Source organism: Bradyrhizobium sp. SOJA106 (assembly GCF_059448745.1).
Window position 1 is genome coordinate 3,875,797 of the sequence record NZ_CM182549.1, and the last position, 12,817, is coordinate 3,888,613.

The 12,817-nt window shown below is 64.8% G+C and carries 9 protein-coding genes and 1 pseudogene; 7 read left to right on the plus strand and 3 right to left on the minus strand.

Translation table 11 applies throughout. The features are described from left to right. Window positions 1–138 precede the first annotated feature (138 nt). From AC5V87_RS17615 to AC5V87_RS17625, 3 genes and pseudogenes are all read left to right on the plus strand, one after another. Window positions 139–255 (plus strand): annotated as a pseudogene (locus AC5V87_RS17615) (LuxR family transcriptional regulator); the annotation flags it as partial. Window positions 256–458: 203 nt separating this feature from the next. Continuing rightward, entirely contained in the window at window positions 459–716 is a 258-nt protein-coding gene (locus tag AC5V87_RS17620; protein WP_495371692.1) for a hypothetical protein, read from the plus strand. 186 nt (window positions 717–902) lie between these two features. Continuing rightward, a complete protein-coding gene (locus AC5V87_RS17625) occupies window positions 903–1,631 on the plus strand; it encodes a sulfite exporter TauE/SafE family protein (RefSeq protein ID WP_495371693.1) in 729 nt (242 codons plus the stop codon). A gap of 145 nt (window positions 1,632–1,776) precedes the next feature. Here the strand turns inward: AC5V87_RS17625 and AC5V87_RS17630 are convergent, their stop codons facing one another. Together AC5V87_RS17630 and AC5V87_RS17635 are read right to left on the minus strand one after the other, a co-directional pair. Further along, the gene (locus AC5V87_RS17630) at window positions 1,777–4,977 is read right to left on the minus strand and encodes an efflux RND transporter permease subunit (protein WP_495371694.1); all 3,201 of its coding nucleotides are present in this window, start codon (window positions 4,975–4,977) and stop codon (window positions 1,777–1,779) included. A gap of 153 nt (window positions 4,978–5,130) precedes the next feature. After that, on the minus strand, window positions 5,131–6,372 hold the full coding sequence (locus tag AC5V87_RS17635; RefSeq protein WP_495371695.1) for an efflux RND transporter periplasmic adaptor subunit: 1,242 nt from the start codon (window positions 6,370–6,372) through the stop codon (window positions 5,131–5,133). Between the two features lie 200 nt (window positions 6,373–6,572). Here AC5V87_RS17635 and AC5V87_RS17640 point away from each other — a divergent pair, with 200 nt between their 5' ends. Continuing rightward, window positions 6,573–7,178 (plus strand): TetR/AcrR family transcriptional regulator, encoded by a 606-nt coding sequence (locus AC5V87_RS17640; RefSeq protein WP_456838985.1) that lies wholly within the window; start codon window positions 6,573–6,575, stop codon window positions 7,176–7,178. A 1-nt stretch (window position 7,179) separates the two neighbouring features. Here AC5V87_RS17640 and AC5V87_RS17645 read toward each other — a convergent pair whose 3' ends face one another. Continuing rightward, window positions 7,180–8,661, minus strand: coding sequence for an amidase (locus tag AC5V87_RS17645; protein ID WP_495371696.1), 1,482 nt, complete (start codon window positions 8,659–8,661; stop codon window positions 7,180–7,182). A gap of 514 nt (window positions 8,662–9,175) precedes the next feature. Here AC5V87_RS17645 and AC5V87_RS17650 point away from each other — a divergent pair. The 3 genes from AC5V87_RS17650 to AC5V87_RS17660 are packed head-to-tail and all read left to right on the plus strand — an operon-like array spanning window position 9,176 to window position 12,800. Further along, window positions 9,176–10,393, plus strand: a complete 1,218-nt coding sequence (locus tag AC5V87_RS17650; RefSeq protein ID WP_456838983.1) for a multidrug effflux MFS transporter — start codon at window positions 9,176–9,178, stop codon at window positions 10,391–10,393. A 15-nt stretch (window positions 10,394–10,408) separates the two neighbouring features. Further along, window positions 10,409–11,806 carry a guanine deaminase gene (gene guaD / locus AC5V87_RS17655; RefSeq protein ID WP_495371697.1) on the plus strand — a complete coding sequence of 466 codons (1,398 nt, stop codon included), beginning with the start codon at window positions 10,409–10,411 and terminating at the stop codon, window positions 11,804–11,806. 10 nt (window positions 11,807–11,816) lie between these two features. Further along, a complete protein-coding gene (locus AC5V87_RS17660; RefSeq protein ID WP_495371698.1) occupies window positions 11,817–12,800 on the plus strand; it encodes an antibiotic biosynthesis monooxygenase in 984 nt (327 codons plus the stop codon). The last annotated feature ends 17 nt before the right edge of the window (window positions 12,801–12,817 follow it).

Genomic DNA, 12,817 nt, shown 5'->3' on the forward strand with positions numbered 1-12,817 from the left:
GACAGATGGGTCATCCGTGCGGGGAACGCGATGGGAGGCTGACATGAAACGATTGTTCTTGCGGCCGGGATGCTCGCAAGGGTTCTGAGCGCAGCCGCCTTGAACACAAGCCCGGAGCTTGGCCAAATCCAAGGTCGGCTCGCCGAGACGACCATGAAGACCCATCTGCATCGCGTCTTCGCCAAGGCCTGCGTTTCGCGCCAGTCCGATCTCGTCAAGCTCGCGGCCGGATTCTCCAATCCGCTCGTGCGCTGACGCGCAAGGCATGATCCGCGCGCAACCCGAGTCGCTGCAGCTCGCATCAGGTTCAAAGCCAAGCCATCATTAGAAAGTTATCGCACCTCATTCGTTCGGGTGACGCGATTTTCCGCGCTCTCTTTTACGAGATGTCACGCGATCAACTCACGGCACGTGAGGGTGATCTGATTGATTTCCCGCGCTGGTTGAGGGCGATTGTCATGCGAACGGCGTCAACGGTTTGGGTCGGCAAGTTCCGCGACATCGCCGCACGGATAGGCGCAGCATTCCGTGAGCAGCGCGGGATCGAGGCGCGGCGCGCGTTGCGGCGCTATCGCCATCTGCTGGAGCCGGCGCACGAACCATTGCCTTTGAACCAATTCATACCGGTCAGCAATCAAGAGGATATTTTAGAAAATGCCCACGAACCCGATGCGCGCGAGCGCGCCGCCGGCGCTCCCGCGTTCGAGCGCGCGTAACGCCAATATCGTCGCGGTCGCCCTGACCGCGGCGCTCGTCACGCTCCAGTTGATCGGGCTCGCAATGCTGGAACGGTCTCACGCCCACGCGATGCACGTGTCGTTGCCTCGTGAACAGGCCGTTTGCTCCGGGAGCGCCGACGTTCCTGTCTCGCAGGTTTCCTACGATTGACTGGAGGACGGCTTGTGCCTGACGCCACGACCCTGATCCTGCTCAGCGTTGCTGTCTTCGCCGGCGCCTTCGTCTCGGGCCTTTCGGGCTTCGCGTTCTCGGCCGTGGCTGGCGCGATCCTGCTTCGCGTGTTTCAGCCGCTCGAAGCCGTGCCTCTGATGATGGCGTGCAGCATCGGCGTGCAGGCGACCAATCTGTGGGCGCTTCGGCGCAGCATCCGCTGGGAGGGCAGCCTGCTGCTGATCGTCGGCGGGCTGATTGGCGTTCCCATTGCGGTGTCGCTGTTGCAGACCGCGGACACGCATGTGCTTCGGCGCGGTTTCGGCATCGTCGTCGCGCTCTATGCCGCCTACATGCTGCTGCGGCCGACGCTGGTCACGGCCGGCGAGGCGGTCGGCCGTCACTGGGTGGCGCTGATCGGATTCGGGGGAGGGCTGGTCGGCGGGCTCACCGCGATGCCCGGCGCGATTCCGACGATCTGGTGCGACATGCGCGGCATGCCCAAGAGCGAGCAGCGCGGCCTGGTTCAGCCCTTCATCGCCGCGATGCAGCTGTTCGCGATCGCGCTGCTGATCGGACACCGGGACCTATCGTCAAAGGTCTTCGTCGATCTCGCGGTCAGCCTGCCGGCGCTGTTCGCCGGCTCGGCGCTCGGTGTGATCGCTTTCCATCGGGTCAACGAGACGGTCTTTCGCAAGACCGTGCTCGCTGTGTTGCTGGTATCAGGTCTGTCCCTGATCTAGCGCATGATCCGGACCCGGAGGGCCGCGTCAGCGCAAAGTGCGCAGCGGTTTTCCCTCGCGACAAACGCAGAACGCGTTTGCGCGGAGATCATGCTCAAACAACAACTTAAAGCGCGATGATGATTCATCCAAAGCTCCTCGCGCTTTAGTGACCGGCCTCGTGGCTCATGCCCTGCACAGGCGCCGCGCTGATGTCGCTGCCATGATGCATCAGCGGCTTGTTGCGGGTGATGGTTCTGAGCAGCACGTAGAACACGGGCGTCAGGAACAGGCCAAACACGGTGACGCCGATCATGCCGGAGAACACGGCGACGCCCATGGCCCGGCGCATCTCCGAGCCTGCGCCGGTCGAGAGCACCAGCGGCAAGACGCCCATGATGAACGCCATCGACGTCATCAGGATCGGGCGCAGCCGCAAGCGGCTCGCCTCGATCGCGGCCCTGATCGGCGTGCGTCCTGCAAATTCGAGCTCGCGCGCGAATTCGACGATCAGGATCGCGTTTTTGGCGGAGAGGCCGACCAGCACGATGAGGCCGATCTGGGTGAAGACGTTGTTGTCGCCCTTCGAGATCCAGACGCCGAACATCGCAGCCAATAGGCCCATCGGCACGATCATGATGATCGAGAGCGGCAGGGTCAGGCTCTCATAGAGCGCGGCCAGCACCAGGAACACCAGGAGGATCGCCAGCGGAAACACCCAGATGCCGGAATTGCCGGCGATGAACTCCTGATAGGTCAGGTCGGTCCATTCGAAGGCGAAGCCGGGCGGCAGCACTTCCGCCGCGATCCGGGTCGCCGCTTCCTGGGCTTGGCCCGAGGAGAAGCCGGGCGCAGCCGCCGCGTTGATGTCGGAGGACAGGAAACCGTTGTAGCGGATCGCACGCTCCGGCCCCGCGCTCTGGCGGATCTTGAGCAGCGCCGACAGCGGCACCATGTCGCCCGACGACGAGCGCACCTTCAACTGCCTGATGTCGTCGGCACGCGCGCGGAACGGCGCGTCGGCCTGGACCCGGACCGAATAGGTGCGGCCAAACTTGTTGAAGTCGTTGACGTAATAGGAGCCGAGGTAAATTTGCAGCGTGTTGAACACCTCCGTCACGGGCACCCCTAGCTGGAGCGCCTTGGTGCGGTCGATGTCGGCGAACAGCTGCGGCACGTTGACCTGGAAGCTCGAGAACACGCCGGCGATCTCCGGCGCCTTTTGCATCGCCGCCATGAACGCTTTCGTCGCTTCGTTCAGCGCGTCATAGCCCAGACCAGCGCGGTCCTCGATCTGCAGCTTGAAGCCGCCGATGGTGCCGAGGCCGTTGACCGGCGGCGGCGGGAACATGGCGATGAAGGCCTCCTGAATGCCGGCATACTTCTTGTTCAACTCGGCCGCGATCGCAGGCCCGCTGAGCGAAGGATCCTTGCGTTCGTCGAACGGTTTCAGCGTCGAGAACACGATGCCGGCATTGGAGGAGTTGGTGAAGCCGGAGATCGACAGGCCGGGGAAGGCCACCGAGCTCTCGACACCGGGCTGGGTCAGCGCGATGTCGCTCATCTTGCGGATCACCTCTTCGCTGCGGTCGAGCGTGGCGCCGTCGGGCAGGCGGGCGAAGCCGACCAGATATTGCTTGTCCTGTCCGGGCACGAAGCCGCTCGGCACTTGCTGGAACAGCAGGGCCGTGACGCCGACCAGCAGCACATAGAGGCCCATCACCGCGGCCTTGCCCGAGATCACCTTGGTGACGCTGCCGCTGTAGCTCTCCGACGAATAGGTGAACACCCGATTGAAGCCGCGGAAGAACCAGCCGAGGCTCTTTTCCATGATCAGCGTCAGCCGGTCCTTCGGCTCGTTGTGGCCCTTGAGCAGCAGCGCCGACAGCGCCGGCGACAAGGTCAGCGAGTTGACGGCGGAGATCACGGTCGAGATCGCGATCGTCAGCGCGAACTGCTTGTAGAACTGCCCGGTCAGGCCGGAGATGAAGGCGAGCGGCACGAACACCGCGATCAGCACTAACGCGATGGCGATGATCGGTCCCGACACCTCGCGCATGGCCTGGTAGGTGGCATCGCGCGGCGACAACCCCGCTTCGATGTTGCGCTCGACGTTCTCGACCACGACGATGGCGTCGTCGACGACGATGCCGATCGCGAGCACGAGGCCGAACAGGCTGAGCGCGTTGATGGAGAAGCCGAACACGTGCATCACTGCAAACGTGCCGACGATGGAGACCGGCACGGCGAGCAGGGGGATGATCGAAGCGCGCCAGGTCTGCAGGAACAGGATCACGACCAGAACCACCAGCGCGATCGCCTCCAACAGCGTGTGGATCACGGCCTCGATCGAGGAGCGCACGAACTGGGTGGGATCGTAGACGATCTGGTAGGATACGCCTTCCGGCATGTTCCTCTTGATCTCGGCCATGGTGGCGCGGACATGGTCGGAGATCTGCAGCGCGTTGGAGCCGGGCGCCTGGAAGATCGGGATCGCCACCGCCTGCTTGTTGTCGAGCAGCGAGCGCAGGCCGTATTCGGAGGCGCCAAGCTCGATGCGCGCGACGTCACGAAGGCGAACCACTTCGCCGCGCGAGCCGGTCTTGACCACGATGTCGCCGAACTGCTCCTCGTTAGCGAGACGTCCTTCGGCGTTGACCGAGAGCTGGAGATCGATGCCCTTGACGTTGGGCGAGGAGCCGACCACGCCCGCCGCAGCCTCGACGTTCTGCGCCTGGATCGCTCTCACGATATCGCTGGCGGTCAGCCCATGCTCGGCCGCCCTCTGCGGATCGACCCAGACCCGCATCGAATAGTCGCCGGCCCCATAAAGCTGGACATCGCCGACGCCGTCGATCCGGGCAAGGCGATCCTTGACGTTGAGCACTGCGTAGTTGCGCAAATACGTCATGTCGTAGCGGCCGTTCGGGGACAGCAGATGCACCACCATGGTCAGGTCGGGCGAGGATTTCTTGGTGATGATGCCGAGCTGGCGCACCACGGCCGGCAGGCGCGGCTCGGCCTGCTGCACGCGGTTCTGCACGAGCTGCGTCGCCTTGTCGGGGTCGGTGCCGAGGCGGAACGTCACCGTCAGCGTCATCGCGCCGTCGGTGGTGGCCTGGCTCGACATGTACAGCATGTTCTCGACGCCGTTGATCTGCTCCTCGATCGGCGTCGCGACAGTCTCCGCGATCACCTTGGGATTGGCGCCGGGATAGGTCGCGCGCACCACGACGGAGGGCGGCACGACATCAGGATATTCCGAGATCGGCATCGCGAACAGCGAGATCAGGCCAGCGAGAAAGATCATGACCGACAGCACGCCGGCGAAAATCGGACGATCGATGAAGAACTTTGAGAGATTCATGGCTTTGCCCCTGTATCAGAGACAACTCTCCCGTCATTCCGGGGCGCGGGCAGAGCCCGCGAACCCGGAATCCGGAAGTTATGTCTTGGCCGTTCTATGACGTCGAGGTTCCGGGTTCGCGACTTCGTCGCGCCCCGGAACGATGCGGTATAACTAGCGTTGCACCACGTCCTGGTTGCTGTGGTTGGAAGCCTGCTGCCCCCGCGCCCCCATCGCCGCGATCTCCGTCTTGAGGAGGGCGCCGGGACGCACGCGCTGCAAACCGTTGACGACGATGCGATCGCCTGGCTTCAGGCCCGACGTCACGATGCGGAGTCCATCGACGGCGCCGCCCAGCGTGACCGGCCGGTAGACCGCGCGGCTGTCGTCACCGACCGCCATCACGAACTTCTTGTCCTGGTCAGTGCCGATCGCGCGCTCATCGATCATCACCAGCGTCTGCTGCTTGGGCTGGCCCATGCGCACGCGGGCGAACTGCCCTGGGATCAGACGCCCGTCCTCGTTGGGGAAGACGGCGCGGACGCGGATGGTCCCGCTCTGACCGTTGACCTGGTTGTCGATCAGCTGGATGTGGCCCTTGGACGAGAGGCCGCCTGACGTCGTCATCTCGACCGGAATCTGGTCGAGCTTGCCACGCCGGCCCGTGCCATCCGCGATCGAGTTCAGCGCCCGCAGCACCACCTCTTCGTCCGCATCGAACGAGGCGTAGATCGGATTGACCGAGACCAGCGAGGTCAGCACTGGGGAAGCAGTGCCGGCGGCGACGAGATTGCCGACGGTGACCTCGATCTTGCCGACGCGGCCATCCACCGGTGCCCGAACCTCGGTGTAGTCGAGATTGAGCTTTGCAGTCTGCAGCGTCGCCTCGGCCGCCTTCACATTGGCGATCGCTTCGCGATTGGCGTTGTCGCGCTGGTCATAGTCGCGCCGCGTGACCACGGCGTTCCCAACCAGCTGCGCGCCGCGCTCGAGCTCGCTCTGGGTGAACACCACGCGGGCCTTGGCGGCCTCGAGCTGCGCGGCAGCCTTGTCGACCTCGGCGGCGTAGGGCGCCGGATCGATCTTGAACAGCACGTCGCCGGCCTTCACCAGCGCGCCCTCGGTGAAGTTGGTCGACAGGATCGCGCCGGCCACGCGCGGGCGAAGCTCGACGCGTTGGATGGCCTCGAGCCGGCCGGAAAAATCGTCCCACAGCACGGTCTGCTTGGGTTCGATCATCGCGACGGTGACGGAGATGGCTTGTTCAGCCGCGGCGCCGGTTGCGGTCGCTTGCGCAGCGTGGAAGTAGTGGCCGGTCGCGATCGAGCCGGCAACGGCGAGTGCGCCCACGATGGCGACGCCGCCGAGAAGACGGCGGAAACGGCCGGTAGGGGCGGTATTTTGGGAGGGATGCATTTGCGCGCTCCAGATATGTAGTGTTTGCTACAGATGTGGAGCTGGATGCCGCAGTGCAAGATACTTATGTACCATTCACTAAGAAAATTGTAGCTGCATACCGCGACAATTGGAAGGCGCTGAAAAAAGTAAGCTAGAACAAATAGATAGGATTTGACGTTAAGCCTCAGGCAGAACGTGAAGTCCAAGGAGACGGGCACATGGGCATGGGACGCCCCCGCGAATTCGACGCCGAGACGGCGTTGGACCGGGCGATGGAAGTGTTTTGGCGCCATGGCTATGAGGGCGCGACCATTGCCCAGCTCACCGAGGCCATGGGCATCAATCCCCCCAGCCTCTATGCCTGCTTCGGCAACAAGGAAGGCCTGCTGAAGGCCGCGCTCGACCGCTACACCAAGCTGCGCGGCGTCTGGATGGACGAGGTCGTCGCGGCCCCGACCGCCCGCGAGGTCGCCGAGCGAATGCTGATGGGCATCGCCGACAAGCAGACCGATCCCGCCAATCCGCCCGGCTGCCTGCTCGTGCAGGGCGGAATTGCCTGCGGCACCGGCTCCGAGAACGTCCCCTTTGAGCTCGCCGCCCGCCGCGCCCAGAACGAGGACCAGCTCCGCGAGCGTTTTGTCCGCGCCAAGGCGGAGGGCGATCTCAAGGACACGTCAGATCCGGCCGCGCTCGCTCGCTATGTCTCGGCGGTGTCCGTCGGTATGGGCGTGATGGCGTCATCGGGCGCGGACCGCGAAGCGCTGCGGCAAGTCGCAAGCGTCGCGGTGCAGGCGGTTGAGGCGCAGTCGGTGGACAGAACCTGATTCATCCCGGCAACGCCGGCGGCGGGACGAACCCGCCGAACTCGCGTTCGATCAATCCCGCCAGTGCAATCGTTGTGCGGTCCTCCAGATACGGTCCGATGATCTGCACGCCGACCGGCAGGCCCGACGGCGTGCGCTCGATCGGAACGGCGGTCGCAGGCAGTCCGCAGGTCGAGGCGGGATCGGCCCAAATGAAGCATGCATCGGAATAGTTGTAGAGCTTGCCATCGATGTCGAGCTTCCGCGCCTCGAACGGCTCGGAATGGTCATGCGGAAAGGCGGGCACGGCGGCGGCCGGATAGATCACCGCGTCGAACTCGCGGAAGAGCTGATACCACTTTTGCTGCAGCTGCAGGCGGGCCGCATCAGCCGCCAGCCAATCGCGATGGATCATGCCCCAGCCGCGGGCGCGCTCGGCCTGCAGGCTGCGGTCGTCGGGCGTGAGCGCTGCGGCAGCTTCCTGCGCCTCGGCGAGGGCGGCTGGTGTCAGTCGCGGGCTTCGCGCGCCATTGAGCAGCTTCATGTAGAGCCGCGCGGACTCCGCGAGATCGGGCAGCGATGCGCTTGTGCGAGCGACGCGGGCGCCCGATCGTTCGAGCCGTTCCGCCAATCGTCCGATGGCTGACCGCATGGCGTCGCTCGTCGGCATCAGCGGATGGGTGTCGATCACGAGAATCCTGAAATCCCTGAGCTGACCATGGCGCGGGGCGGGCAGAGCAAGCCGGTAGCCGATGCCGTCGCGCATCTCGTCGGGGCCGGCAATCACGTCGAGCGACAATGCGAGATCCGAGGCGGTGCGCGCCATCGGCCCGACGACGGCGAGATCGCCCTGGCCGGGGACGGGCGGTGCCGGTGGCAGGCTGTATCCGCGCAGCGGGACGAGACCGAGGCTCGGCTTGTGGCCGAACACGCCACAGAAATGCGAGGGCACCCGGATTGAGCCGCCGATGTCCGAGCCGATCGAGAGCGGACCGAACCCTGCGGCCAGCGCCGCGCCACATCCACCCGAGGAGCCGCCGGGTGAGCGGCCGAGATCCCACGGATTGTTGGTCGTTCCGTAGATCTCATTGTAGCTCTGGAAATCGCGCAAGCCGATCGGGATGTTGCTCTTGCCGATGATGACGGCGCCCGCCGCCTTCAACCGCGAGACGACAAGGGCATCTTCGGCCGGCTTAAAATTCTTAAAGTGCGGAAAGCCCCAGGTCGTCGACAAGCCGGCGACGTTGAATGGCTCTTTGAGGGTTACGGGGACGCCGAGCAGCGGCAGCCGCTCGCCGCGTCCGAGCGCGGCATCGGCGGCATGCGCGGCCGCCTTCGCGCGATCGAAATCGCGAACGACGATGGCGTTGATCGGGCTGTCCAGGGCCTCGATGCGCCCGATCGTGTGTTCGAGCAACTCCGATGCGGAGATCTTGCGCGCGTGCAACGCGCTCAGAAGCGTGCCGATCGAGCCGTAGTCCAGGTCAACGCCATCCGCGCTCATCATAAGCTCCATTCTATCTTATTGCCGCGTTGAAGCTATTCCCCCACAGATGGCCTGGGGCATCGAACGTACGATCTCGGAAGGGGGACGAGAGGGGCCGTGCAACAGGCACCAGACCTGTCCGCCGATTGGCGAATACCATTGTTCGAGACGACCGTGCTTTCCTAACTGTAAATGGCCCCGCTCTGGCGGGGAGCCGACGGTCGGCGATGATGCAATTCTGCACCTGTTTTGCCCGACGGAGCAAGTCAATATTTCGCTTTTCCCGGATTTTAAGAATCGGTGAATGATTTCGATCCGCTCCTACTGTGCATGGGGTTGTTTTCGCATTTAACTGGAGCGTCATCACGTCCCACCGTGTCGCGGCGTGAGCCGCCAGGGTGGGCCGGAACCTCCTAAGAGTTTCTACACACAGTTCTGGCACGCTCCGCGCGTCAATACCGCAACCTGCATCGTCGCCTCTCATTGCGCGCACGAAAAGACGGGGCCCGCGGGCACTGAGGGGGCGTAAGCCATGACTGCACTTGCTTCGGACGCCGGTCGCGCCAGAAGTGGGATCGTGCCGATCCTGCTGTGCGTCGTGCCGTTCAGCCAGATTCCGCTCGATGCCTACACGCCCGGCCTGCCGCAGATGGTGGTGGATCTCGCCGCCGATCCCGCCGCGATGCAGAATACCGTCACCGCCTACATGCTCGGCATGAGTCTGGCGCTGGTGCCTGTCGGTATCGCCTCCGACACGCTCGGCCGCCGCAACGTCCTGCTCGCGGGGCTGTCGGTGCTGATCGCGATGAGCATCGCCTGCGCGCTCGCCACTAGCGCCTCGCTGCTGCTGGGCTTGCGCTTCCTGCAAGGCATCGGCGGCTGCACCTGCCTCGTCGTCGCCTATGCGGTGGCGGCCGACTGCTTTCGCGGCCGTGAGCTCACCGCGATCTCCGGCCTGCTTGGCGCAGCCTGGGGACTTGCGCCGGTGCTGGCACCTGCGGCCGGCGGCTTCATCGTCGAGCTGGCGTCCTGGCGCGGGGTCTTCATCGTCATCGCGATCGCCGCGGCCATCGTCGCCACCATCGTGGTGTTTCTTCTGCCCGAAACGCTGCCCACAGATCGCCGCGCGCCGTTCGATCCGCGCCGCACCGCCGGCATCTTGCGCGATGCGCTTGTCCGTCCAGGCTTCCTCGCTTTCGTGCTGGTGTTTGCGGCCGCTGCAAGCGCGCAGCTCGCCTTCGGCGTCGTTGCGCCGTTCTTCTACCAGACCGGCCTCGGCCATTCGGCGGCCATCTACGGCCTCGTCGCGCTTGGCCTCGGCGGCGTCAATCTCGCCGGCGAGCTCGGCTGCGCGCATTTCGCGCAGCTTTTACCGGCCCGTGTCATGGGCTTCGGCGCCTTCGCGCTGTTCCTTGCTGGCGCTGCGGTCCTGACCGCAACCGGCACGACGGTCGGGCTTGATTTCACGTCGATTACGATCGGCGGCGCGCTGGTGCTCGGCGGCTGCGGCGTGCTGTGCCCGATGATGTACGGCATGGCGCTCGGCCTGTTCGAGCGCGACCACGGCCTGATCGGCGGCCTCATCAGCGCGCTCTGCTATCTCGCCGTCAGCGGCGCCATGGCGATCGCGGCGGTGCTGCCCGAAACGACGCAGGCGCCGATCGGCTGGCTCTATCTCGGCCTCTGCGCCATCGCGGGCGCGCTGCTTGCGATCTCGCTGCCCTCGGCGCGCAACGCCACACAGACTTAAGGAAGGAACCTCCTCATGACCACCGTCGGCATTCGCGGCACGTTCTTCGACTTTGTCGACGATCCCTGGAAGCACATCGGCAACGAGCAGGCCGCCGCACGCTTTCATCAGGACGGCCTGATGGTCGTCGCGGATGGCGTCATCAAGGCGTTCGGTCCCTACGACAAGATCGCCGCCGCGCATCGGAGCGTCGAGATCACCCATATCAAGGACCGCATCATTCTGCCGGGCTTCATCGATGGCCACATCCATCTGCCGCAGACCCGCGTGCTGGGGGCTTATGGCGAGCAGCTGCTGCCGTGGCTGCAGAAGTCGATCTACCCCGAGGAAATCAAGTACAAGGATCGCAACTACGCGCGCGAGGGCGCGAAGCGTTTTCTCGACGCACTGCTCGCCGCCGGCACCACCACCTGCCAGGCGTTCACCAGCTCCTCGCCGGTCTCGACCGAAGAGCTGTTCGAGGAAGCCAGCAGGCGCAACATGCGCGTGATCGCGGGCCTCACCGGGATCGACCGCAATGCGCCGGCCGACTTCATCGACACGCCCGAGAACTTCTATCGCGACAGCAAGCGGCTGATCGCGCAGTACCACAACAAGGGCCGCAACCTCTACGCCATCACACCGCGCTTCGCCTTCGGCGCCTCGCCGGAGCTGCTCAAGGCGTGCCAGCGCCTCAAGCACGAGCACCCAGACTGCTGGGTCAACACCCATATCTCCGAGAACCCGGCCGAATGCACCGGCGTGCTGGTCGAGCATCCGGATTGTCAGGACTATCTCGGCGTCTACGAGAAGTTCGACCTGGTCGGCCCGAAATTCTCCGGCGGCCACGGCGTCTATCTCTCCAACAACGAGTTCCGCCGCATGTCGAAGAAGGGCGCGGCGGTGGTGTTCTGCCCGTGCTCCAACCTGTTCCTCGGCAGCGGCCTGTTCCGTCTCGGCCGCGCAACGGATCCGGAGCATCGCGTCAAGATGTCGTTCGGTACCGACGTCGGCGGCGGCAACCGCTTCTCGATGATCGCCGTGCTGGACGACGCCTACAAGGTCGGCATGTGCAACAACACGATGCTCGACGGCAGCATCGATCCGGCGCGCAAGGATCTCGCCGAGGCCGAGCGCAACAAGCTCTCGCCCTATCGCGGCTTCTGGTCGATCACGCTCGGCGGTGCCGAAGGCCTTTATATCGATGACAAGCTCGGCAATTTCGAGCCCGGCAAGGAGGCCGATTTCGTCGCGCTCGATCCCAATGCGGGGCAGCTGGCGCAGCCCTGGCACCAGTCGCTGGTCGCCGACGGCGCCGGCCCGCGCACGGTCGACGAAGCCGCGAACATGCTGTTCGCCGTCATGATGGTCGGCGACGACCGATGCGTCGACGAGACCTGGGTGATGGGCAAGCGTCTCTACAAGAAGAGCTGAAGCCGACGCGATGAGCGCATCTCCTGATACGGCCGGCCAGCCGGTCGCTCTCGTCATCCAGCGCCGCATCGCGGATGACGGCTTCGCCGCGTTCGCGCGCTGGAACGGCGAGGTCGGCGAGGTGCTCAAGACCTGGCCTGGCTTTCTCGGCCAGGAGGTGGTGCCGCCGCAGCCGCCCGCCCATGTGGACTGGGTGACGATCGTGCGTTTCGCAAGCCCTGCCGCCGCCCGCGCCTGGCTCCAGAGCGAGGTGCGCGCGAAACTGATCGGAGAGGTGCAGCGCTACTTCGTCGGTTCGGAGGATGTCCATATCCTGCCGGACACCGGCGTCCAGCGCGATAGCGCAGTCTCCGCCGTCATCTCCTTCAAGGTGCCGGATGGGCTCGAGGATGCGTTCCTCAAATGGCAGCAACGCATCCAGGCCGCGGAAGCCGAGTTTAGGGGATTCCTGCGGCACAAGATCGAGCGGCCGATTCCGGGCCTGCACGATGAGTGGATCATCATCCTGTCGTTCGACAGCGATGCCAATCTCAATGCCTGGCTCGAATCGCCGTCGCGGCAGACGCTGCTGAAAGAGGGGGAGCGTTTCAACGCCGGCATGAACGTGAAGCGGGCGAGCTACGGCTTCAATTTCTGGTTCCCGGCCGGCAAGCTTGAGGCACCGGAGCAGGGGCCCGGCTTCATCTGGAAGAGCAACCTTATCGTGCTGCTGGTGCTCTATCCCGTCGTGTATCTCTGGGGCTATTTCATCAGCAGGCCGCTGATCGACAGTCATGGCGTGCCGGTCTGGCTCTCCCTCTTCATCGGCAATCTCGTCAGCACCCAGCTGCTCGGCTGGTGCCTGGTGCCCGCCGCCTTCAAGGCGCTGGACTGGTGGATCGCGCCGAAGGCCGCGATCGGTCGCCAGATCGCGGGCTATGCGCTGCTCACCGCGCTCTATGCCGCCTCGATGGGCCTATACGCGCTGCTGCTCGCGTGGCATTGGGGACGGTGAGGCCGTCCATCGATTGA